1 protein-coding gene is annotated in these 248 nt (G+C 51.2%); it reads right to left on the bottom strand.

Annotated elements, in window-relative coordinates:
- A partial coding sequence (locus AC0L3J_RS38285; protein WP_473350605.1) for a hypothetical protein occupies positions 1-214 on the bottom strand: 214 nt, incomplete at its 3' end.
- Positions 215-248: the final 34 nt, after the last annotated feature.

Below are 248 nucleotides of genomic sequence, written 5' to 3'. Positions count from 1 at the left end.
GGCGCTTCAAACATTGCAAATGCCGCCTTGCGATACCGAGCATATGCGAACCGGTCTGTTTAACAGTGCCAGCTTCCACCTTAGAATCCTGCGCGTCATTTGTTGAAATTGTCCATGCAATCAGGCTACCTTCGATGCACGGTAGTTTGCGTCGCATTTCTGGTCGGGTGGGATGATTTCCTGCATCGCGCGAGGCCTTTGCGGCGATATTCACCAAGGGAGCCGTTCATGCAATACGATAGAATAGA

It is taken from the genome of Bradyrhizobium sp. Kon37 (genome assembly GCF_055807535.1).
This window is presented reverse-complemented; position numbering and strand designations above follow the sequence as displayed.